General features: G+C 43.9%; 7 protein-coding genes. 4 read left to right on the plus strand and 3 right to left on the minus strand.

Going from position 1 to position 6,206, the window contains the following annotated elements:
- Nucleotides 1–146 precede the first annotated feature (146 nt).
- Both O9324_RS00240 and O9324_RS00245 read right to left on the minus strand, forming a co-directional pair.
- Nucleotides 147–398: a BolA family protein gene (locus O9324_RS00240; RefSeq protein ID WP_002764550.1), complete on the minus strand. Its 252-nt coding sequence runs from the start codon at nt 396–398 to the stop codon at nt 147–149.
- A 71-nt stretch (nt 399–469) separates the two neighbouring features.
- Nucleotides 470–1,117: a hypothetical protein gene (locus O9324_RS00245; RefSeq protein WP_002764551.1), complete on the minus strand. Its 648-nt coding sequence runs from the start codon at nt 1,115–1,117 to the stop codon at nt 470–472.
- A 231-nt stretch (nt 1,118–1,348) separates the two neighbouring features.
- Between O9324_RS00245 and O9324_RS00250 the strand changes: the two genes are divergently transcribed.
- Nucleotides 1,349–1,918 carry a Uma2 family endonuclease gene (locus O9324_RS00250; protein ID WP_288139175.1) on the plus strand — a complete coding sequence of 190 codons (570 nt, stop codon included), beginning with the start codon at nt 1,349–1,351 and terminating at the stop codon, nt 1,916–1,918.
- 441 nt (nt 1,919–2,359) lie between these two features.
- Here the strand turns inward: O9324_RS00250 and folD are convergent, their stop codons facing one another.
- Entirely contained in the window at nt 2,360–3,217 is an 858-nt protein-coding gene (gene folD / locus O9324_RS00255; protein ID WP_288139176.1) for a bifunctional methylenetetrahydrofolate dehydrogenase/methenyltetrahydrofolate cyclohydrolase FolD, read from the minus strand.
- Nucleotides 3,218–3,306: 89 nt separating this feature from the next.
- Here folD and O9324_RS00260 point away from each other — a divergent pair, with 89 nt between their 5' ends.
- From O9324_RS00260 to ctpB, 3 genes are all read left to right on the plus strand, one after another.
- Nucleotides 3,307–4,005: a single stranded DNA-binding domain-containing protein gene (locus O9324_RS00260; RefSeq protein ID WP_288139178.1), complete on the plus strand. Its 699-nt coding sequence runs from the start codon at nt 3,307–3,309 to the stop codon at nt 4,003–4,005.
- A 127-nt stretch (nt 4,006–4,132) separates the two neighbouring features.
- On the plus strand, nt 4,133–4,552 hold the full coding sequence (locus O9324_RS00265) for an NUDIX hydrolase (RefSeq protein ID WP_287970024.1): 420 nt from the start codon (nt 4,133–4,135) through the stop codon (nt 4,550–4,552).
- Between the two features lie 144 nt (nt 4,553–4,696).
- Entirely contained in the window at nt 4,697–6,022 is a 1,326-nt protein-coding gene (gene ctpB / locus O9324_RS00270) for a carboxyl-terminal processing protease CtpB (RefSeq protein ID WP_288139177.1), read from the plus strand.
- The last annotated feature ends 184 nt before the right edge of the window (nt 6,023–6,206 follow it).

The raw sequence follows: 6,206 nt of genomic DNA on the forward strand, positions 1-6,206 counted from the left end.
TAACTGATAACTGATAACTGATAACTGATAACTGATAACTGATAACTGATAACTGATAACTGATAACTGATAACTGATAACTGATAACTGATAACTGATAACTGATAACTGATAACTGATAACTGATAACTGATAATTAATAACTGTTATTTTTCTGCTGCCCAACCGTCGGGAGTGTAGGTTTTTAATGCCAAAGCATGGATGGCTTCGGTAGCCAGTGCCGATTGTAAAGCGCCATAAACCATTTGATGCTGTTTAACGCGGGTTTTGCCAGCAAATTCGCCGGAAATAACCACCGCTTCCAAATGATCGCCACCTCCCGTTAAATCCCGAATCATCACCTGTGCATCGGGGATTTGTTCTTGAATCATCGCTTCTACTTGACGAAAGTCAACCATCGTAACTCCTCAAAACAATTTAAAGATACTCTGTCCCATTGTTACCGAAAGCTCGTCAATGGGGATAAAATTCACTGCTTTGGGGGGGGATTGCTAGGAGTTGCGGAGGTGGGAGTCGGTGCGGAGATGGGTGTGCTGACAAATCCCATCTCGTAGAGTTGTTGATAGCTTTTTTGTCCTAATTCACTGGTGGGGTTTTGGGATTGAATCACCTGAATTAACAAAGGAACCGCCAATTCTGGCTGATTTTGCGCCCTATGGACCAAAGCAAGCTTATAGGTGGCTTCATCCCGCATTTGTCCGGTGTTTAAAGCACTTTGACGCTGAGAATCGAATACTTTTGGGTCAATTCCTGAGAAACTATTAGCTAATTGCAGATGATAGTTAGATAGTTGGTTAAAAATCCGGCGCGCTTGATTGAGTTTGTCCACAGCGACATCGTATTTAGCGGCATTAATAGCGGCGTTCGCTTCTTCCACTAAACGTTGTCCCCCCTGAAGACTCAGGACACTATCGGCTTGATTTAAGGGTTTTAATTCGTTAGGATCACTAGCAGGAGTGTTAGAGTCGGGGGTTTGTGCTTGTCCGTTAGGTGCGATCGCAATCACTAAACCGATCACCAAAGTGAGCAGATAAATTAAACTATAAGGCTGTTTTCGCTTAACCATAAAATTTCTCGACTTAATGTTCCTGAGGGGAACGGCTATTTTTTTTAACATCGACAACTGACCTATAGTAGCTTTTTTGGGACAGTTTCGATCCTACCCCAGCTTTCTAGACGTTAGCTCTAGCGGTTTTGTCGCCATGGCAAGTGCTGTTTTTTCACGAAAAATCAGTACAAGTCCCCAAAAAGTTAGTTTATTCCTCCCGATTAATGGTTTAAATACCGATAATTCACTCGTTGGAAGGCTGTCCAGATAGAATAAAGAGAAAGTAGGAGTTTAGTTGAAATGTCTTTATCACTGATTACCCGTAAATTTACGGTGGAAGAATACGAAAAAATGGCAACCCAGGGAATAATCAAACCCGATGAAAAAGTGGAATTAATTCGAGGAGAAATTATCAAAATGTCACCGATGGGAACCCGTCATGCTGCTGGTATAGATAGATTAATACAATTATTCTATCAAAAGTTAGGACAGAAAATTATTCTCAGAGTGCAAAATCCGATTAGATTAAATAATAATTCTCAACCAGAACCAGATTTAAGTTTACTAATACCTCGATCGGATTTTTATGTTGCTGCCCATCCTTGTCCTCAAGATATCTATTTAATTATTGAAGTTTCTGATTCTACCATCGATTATGATCGCTATACTAAAATTCCTCTTTATGCGGAGGCAAATATTCAAGAAGTTTGGATTATAAATCTCAAGGAAGAATGTTTAGAAGTTTATCGCCATCCTCTGAATGGTAGTTATCAAGCTATGCAGAAATATTATCGAGGTGAAAGTATTTTTATTGAGTCCTTTCCAGAAATAGAGTTAACTTTAATTGAAATACTCGGTAATATTTGTTAAATTAAATTATAGAGCGTTTCTTATACTATTTTCTTTATTTCTGAGTAGGTAGGCGTTAAAAATTATCAGACACCCCCCTTATCAAGGGGGGCAGGGGGGATCGAACCTAAAATCCATTTTTAATTTAATTATATTATAACCAGCTACTTGGCAGGCATCCTACTATTATTTTTCTAAGAGATGACGGTACTTTTCTTGGAGATTTTCCGTTGCTTTGGTTAATTTCCCCTTTTCGTCTTGGAGACACCATCAGCACCTGCGCTAACACCCACACCAGCAGTAACTAAGGCAGCCGCACCAAGAATAATCGGGATAATAAAGATCATGACCGAAAAGCTCCTAGTCTATCCAGTTTTGTAAAATTCTACCAACATAGTTAAAAAAAAATCAAGAATTATATCGGTAGAATCACTGAATAGCTGATAGCTGGTAGCTGAGGATTTATAACTTGCGTTCGTAACTTAACAATGTATTTTGTAATAACATTGCCACCGTCATCGGACCGACACCCCCGGGGACAGGAGTAAGATAACTAGCCACTTCTAAAACCCCAGCATAGTCCACATCGCCCACCAAACGGTCAGCGACACGATTAATCCCCACATCCACCACCACCGCACCAGGTTTTACCATATCCGGGGTGATTAAATTCGCTTTACCGACAGCAGGTACTAAAATATCGGCACTTCTGGTTATTTCTGCCAGATTTTCCGTGCGCGAGTGAGCAATAGTCACCGTAGCGTTTTCCTCCAATAACATTAAAGCTAAAGGTTTCCCCACTAGAATACTGCGACCCAGCACCACCGCGTGCTTACCAGCTATGGGAATATTATATTCTTTCAGGAGTGCCATGACCCCCGCAGGAGTACAACTGCGGATACAGTCCTCACCTCGCACTAAACCGCCTAAATTGAGAGGATGTAAGCCATCAGCATCTTTTTTCGGGTCAATTTGGTAGAGAAGGGAAACCGCGTCTAAATGCTTAGGTAAGGGTAATTGAATTAAAATCCCGTCCACCCGCTCATCTTGATTGAGACGGACAATTTCCGCTAAAATTTCTAGTTCACTTGTATTGGTAGGAAAATGACGACCAAAAGAGGCCATGCCGATTTTAGTACAAGCTTTCTCCTTATTGCGGACATAAACGGCACTAGCGGGATTGTCTCCCACCATCAACACCGCTAACCCCGGAGGTCTTCCCATTGGAGATTTTAGCGTCTGGATGCGCTCTCCTAGACCAAGCTGGATTTTTTGAGCTAAGGCTTTCCCGTCGAGAATTTGGCAAGTAGTTACGGACATTCTATGATAATACCGAGAACAAAAATCTTTCGGATCCATTCTATGGTCAAAAAGATTGGCTAATGGCACTCGTTAAGGTTAAAGCAAGAATGTCTATCCAGACTCGTGTAGGGCGCATCGGCAGTCTATTATTATTGCTAGGGTTATTCGGTTGTAGTACCCTTGCTGACCTCGGTATTGCCGTTCCCTACATCGGTGATCCTCCCCTAACAGCGATCGAGCAATTACAGGAAAAACCAAAAGGTGCTTTAGTTTATCTTAGGGGAACCGTGAGCAATTATGCCCCTTTTTTAGCGGGAGGGGCCTATCTTTTGCAGGATAAGTCCGGGAAGATTTGGATTCGCACCAATAGCAATAAATTACCCCGTCAAGGCGAAGAAATCGTCATTAAGGGCAAAATTGACTTTGAAGCTATTCCCCAGGGTTCCCAAACCGTTAACGAATTGTATGTGGTGGAATTAGAACAGATGGATGCAGTAGCGGTTAATTCTCTTCCTACTCCCTCCCCGTCCCCAGAAATTAAACCCTCCCCCACCTCAGAAGTTAAACCCCCAGAAAACAATTCTCCCCCGGTTTCAACTAAACCCCTCGAAAATCCCCGACAGGTGACAATTCCCAGCGCAGCTGAAACGAAACCCCCAGAAACTCCCGTCGTTACCCCCGTTAAACCCAATCCACCCGCACAACCCGTCGCGGAAGCGATTCCCCCCAAACCCCCCGCAGTGGTTAAACCCGTCCAAGATCCCCTCGATGCTTTCTTTTTACCCCATAAACAAAGCGAGAAATAGCTAGGGTGTGGGGTGTGGGGTGTGGGGTGTGGGGTGTGGGGAGAATAAATAAAATAGTCTCCCGTCTCCTGTCTCCTGTCTCCCGTCTCCCGATAACTGATAACTGATAACTGATAACTGATAACTGATGATATTCGTTGCTTTGGCGATTTTGGAACAGGACGGTCGATTTTTAATGCAGTTGCGCGACGACATCCCGACGATTCTCTATCCGGGGGTGTGGGGTTTATTTGGTGGTCACTTAGAAGCGGGTGAAAATCCAGAAATAGGGTTAAAACGAGAGTTACAAGAAGAAATTAACTACGAAGCCCCTAGTTTACGCTATTTTCGCTCTTATAACGATCATAATCTCTCCCGTTATCTTTATCATGTACCCCTGACCCTGGAATTAGAAAAATTAGTGCAAACGGAAGGGCAAGATTTAGCTTTATTACCTCCGGCTGCCATCCGTCAAGGGGAATACTATTCCCAGAAGATTAATCAGACTCGTCCTTTAGGAAAAATTCATCGCCAGATATTACTCGATTTTCTAGAAGTAGAATTATAGTGGATATTAGAGCCAGACAAGGAACTCCCTTATCTATACGGAAGTCGTAGTTAACACTGCTCCTCACCTCCCTCGAAGGCAAAATGCTCCCGCTTTTTGAATGGCTTTATCATTAAACGTCAATCTTATTTTGGCCTTGTCTTTATGAACCAGTCGCGTCCCTCGTTCGTTTCCGTGCAGAAACTCCTATCTGGAGGTGCGATCGCTACCCTAGCAGTTAGTTCCCTGATGGTCCTCACCCCCGCAGCCAAAGGGGAAAAACCCTTAGAAGATAACCCGAAAGCAGTCATCGACCAGGTTTGGCAAATTGTTAATAATGAATTTGTAGATCGTGGTTTTCATCAAATTGATTGGCAAAAAAAACGTCAAGAATTGTTAAGCAGAAATTATACTAATCCCCAACAAGCTTACACGGCAATCCGGGAAGCTTTAAAGGAATTGGGTGATACTTATACCCGTTTTTTAACTCCTAGGGAATTTGCTGTCCTCACCAGTCAAACTTCCGGAGAATTATCGGGAATTGGGGTACGTTTAGCCCTTGATAAACGCACTAGCGATCTGGTCGTTGTCGATACGGTGAAAAAATCCCCCGCCAAGGAAGCGGGAGTGAAAAGCGGCGATCGCCTGATCAGAATTAATGGCAAACCCACCGCTTTAATGACCCTAGAACAAGCAATGGAAGCACTACAGGGAGCAGTGGGTACTAGCGTTAGTTTACAGCTTGCCCGTCCCGATCAAGGGGTATTTGAAGTGACTTTGACCCGGGTAGATATCGAAATCCCCTCGGTTAGCTATACCCTTAAACAGGAAGGTGGGGTGAAAGTTGGTTATATCAAACTGGATGAATTTAGTTCCCACGCGGCCGAACAAATGAAAGAGGCGATCGAGGAATTAAGTCAACAACAGGTATCCGGCTATGTTCTCGATCTGCGGGGCAACCCCGGCGGGTTACTATTTGCTAGTGTCGATATCGCTCGTATGTGGATGAAACAGGGCAAAATCGTTAGCACCATTGATCGACGGGGCGGAGATCGTCAATTTATCGCCAATAACACCGCTATTACCGATTTACCCCTCGTGGTCTTGGTCAATAAAGGTTCCGCCAGCGCCAGCGAAATCCTCGCCGGGGCGCTGAAAGAAAATGGCCGGGCGACTTTAGTCGGTACATCGACCTATGGCAAGAGTACCGTCCAATCGGTACACACCCTCTCCGATGGTTCCGGTTTAGCGGTGACAATTGCCCGTTATTATCCCCCCAACGGCGAAAATATCTACAAAAAAGGCATTAAACCCGATGTGCAGATCGAGTTAACCCAGGAACAACAGCTGCGCTTCCGCGATGATCCTTCTTTGGTGGGAACTAAGGATGATCCCCAGTACCAACAGGCGATCTCGCTGCTACAATCCCATAGTGTTAAACGTCCTGGCACTAGCAATCTCAATAACCCTTTGAGTAGTCGAGCCGAATAATTGTCCTCAATAATGTCTAAGTAGGTAGGTGGAATTAAATATAAGATGAACGTAGGTTGGGTTGAAGCATGAAACCCAACGCCCGCTCATGTTACGCTACCGCTAACCCATCCTACAAATAATTGTGCCTCCCTACTTAGGGTTTGCGGCAAAAAGTACGGGCGAAGCATTCGGATAGAAAATC

Source organism: Microcystis sp. LE19-84.1B (genome assembly GCF_027531875.1).
In the GTDB taxonomy this organism is placed as follows: domain Bacteria; phylum Cyanobacteriota; class Cyanobacteriia; order Cyanobacteriales; family Microcystaceae; genus Microcystis; species Microcystis panniformis.

What these genes read in the sequence shown, in the direction of transcription:
- O9324_RS00265 (WP_287970024.1), top strand. Translation starts at nt 4,133, where the DNA reads ATGATATTCGTTGCTTTGGCGATTTTGGAACAGGACGGTCGATTTTTA.
- O9324_RS00250 (WP_288139175.1), top strand. Translation starts at nt 1,349, where the DNA reads ATGTCTTTATCACTGATTACCCGTAAATTTACGGTGGAAGAATACGAA.
- O9324_RS00260 (WP_288139178.1), top strand. Translation starts at nt 3,307, where the DNA reads ATGTCTATCCAGACTCGTGTAGGGCGCATCGGCAGTCTATTATTATTG.
- folD (WP_288139176.1), bottom strand. Translation starts at nt 3,217, where the DNA reads ATGTCCGTAACTACTTGCCAAATTCTCGACGGGAAAGCCTTAGCTCAA.
- ctpB (WP_288139177.1), top strand. Translation starts at nt 4,697, where the DNA reads ATGAACCAGTCGCGTCCCTCGTTCGTTTCCGTGCAGAAACTCCTATCT.
- O9324_RS00240 (WP_002764550.1), bottom strand. Translation starts at nt 398, where the DNA reads ATGGTTGACTTTCGTCAAGTAGAAGCGATGATTCAAGAACAAATCCCC.
- O9324_RS00245 (WP_002764551.1), bottom strand. Translation starts at nt 1,117, where the DNA reads ATGTTAAAAAAAATAGCCGTTCCCCTCAGGAACATTAAGTCGAGAAAT.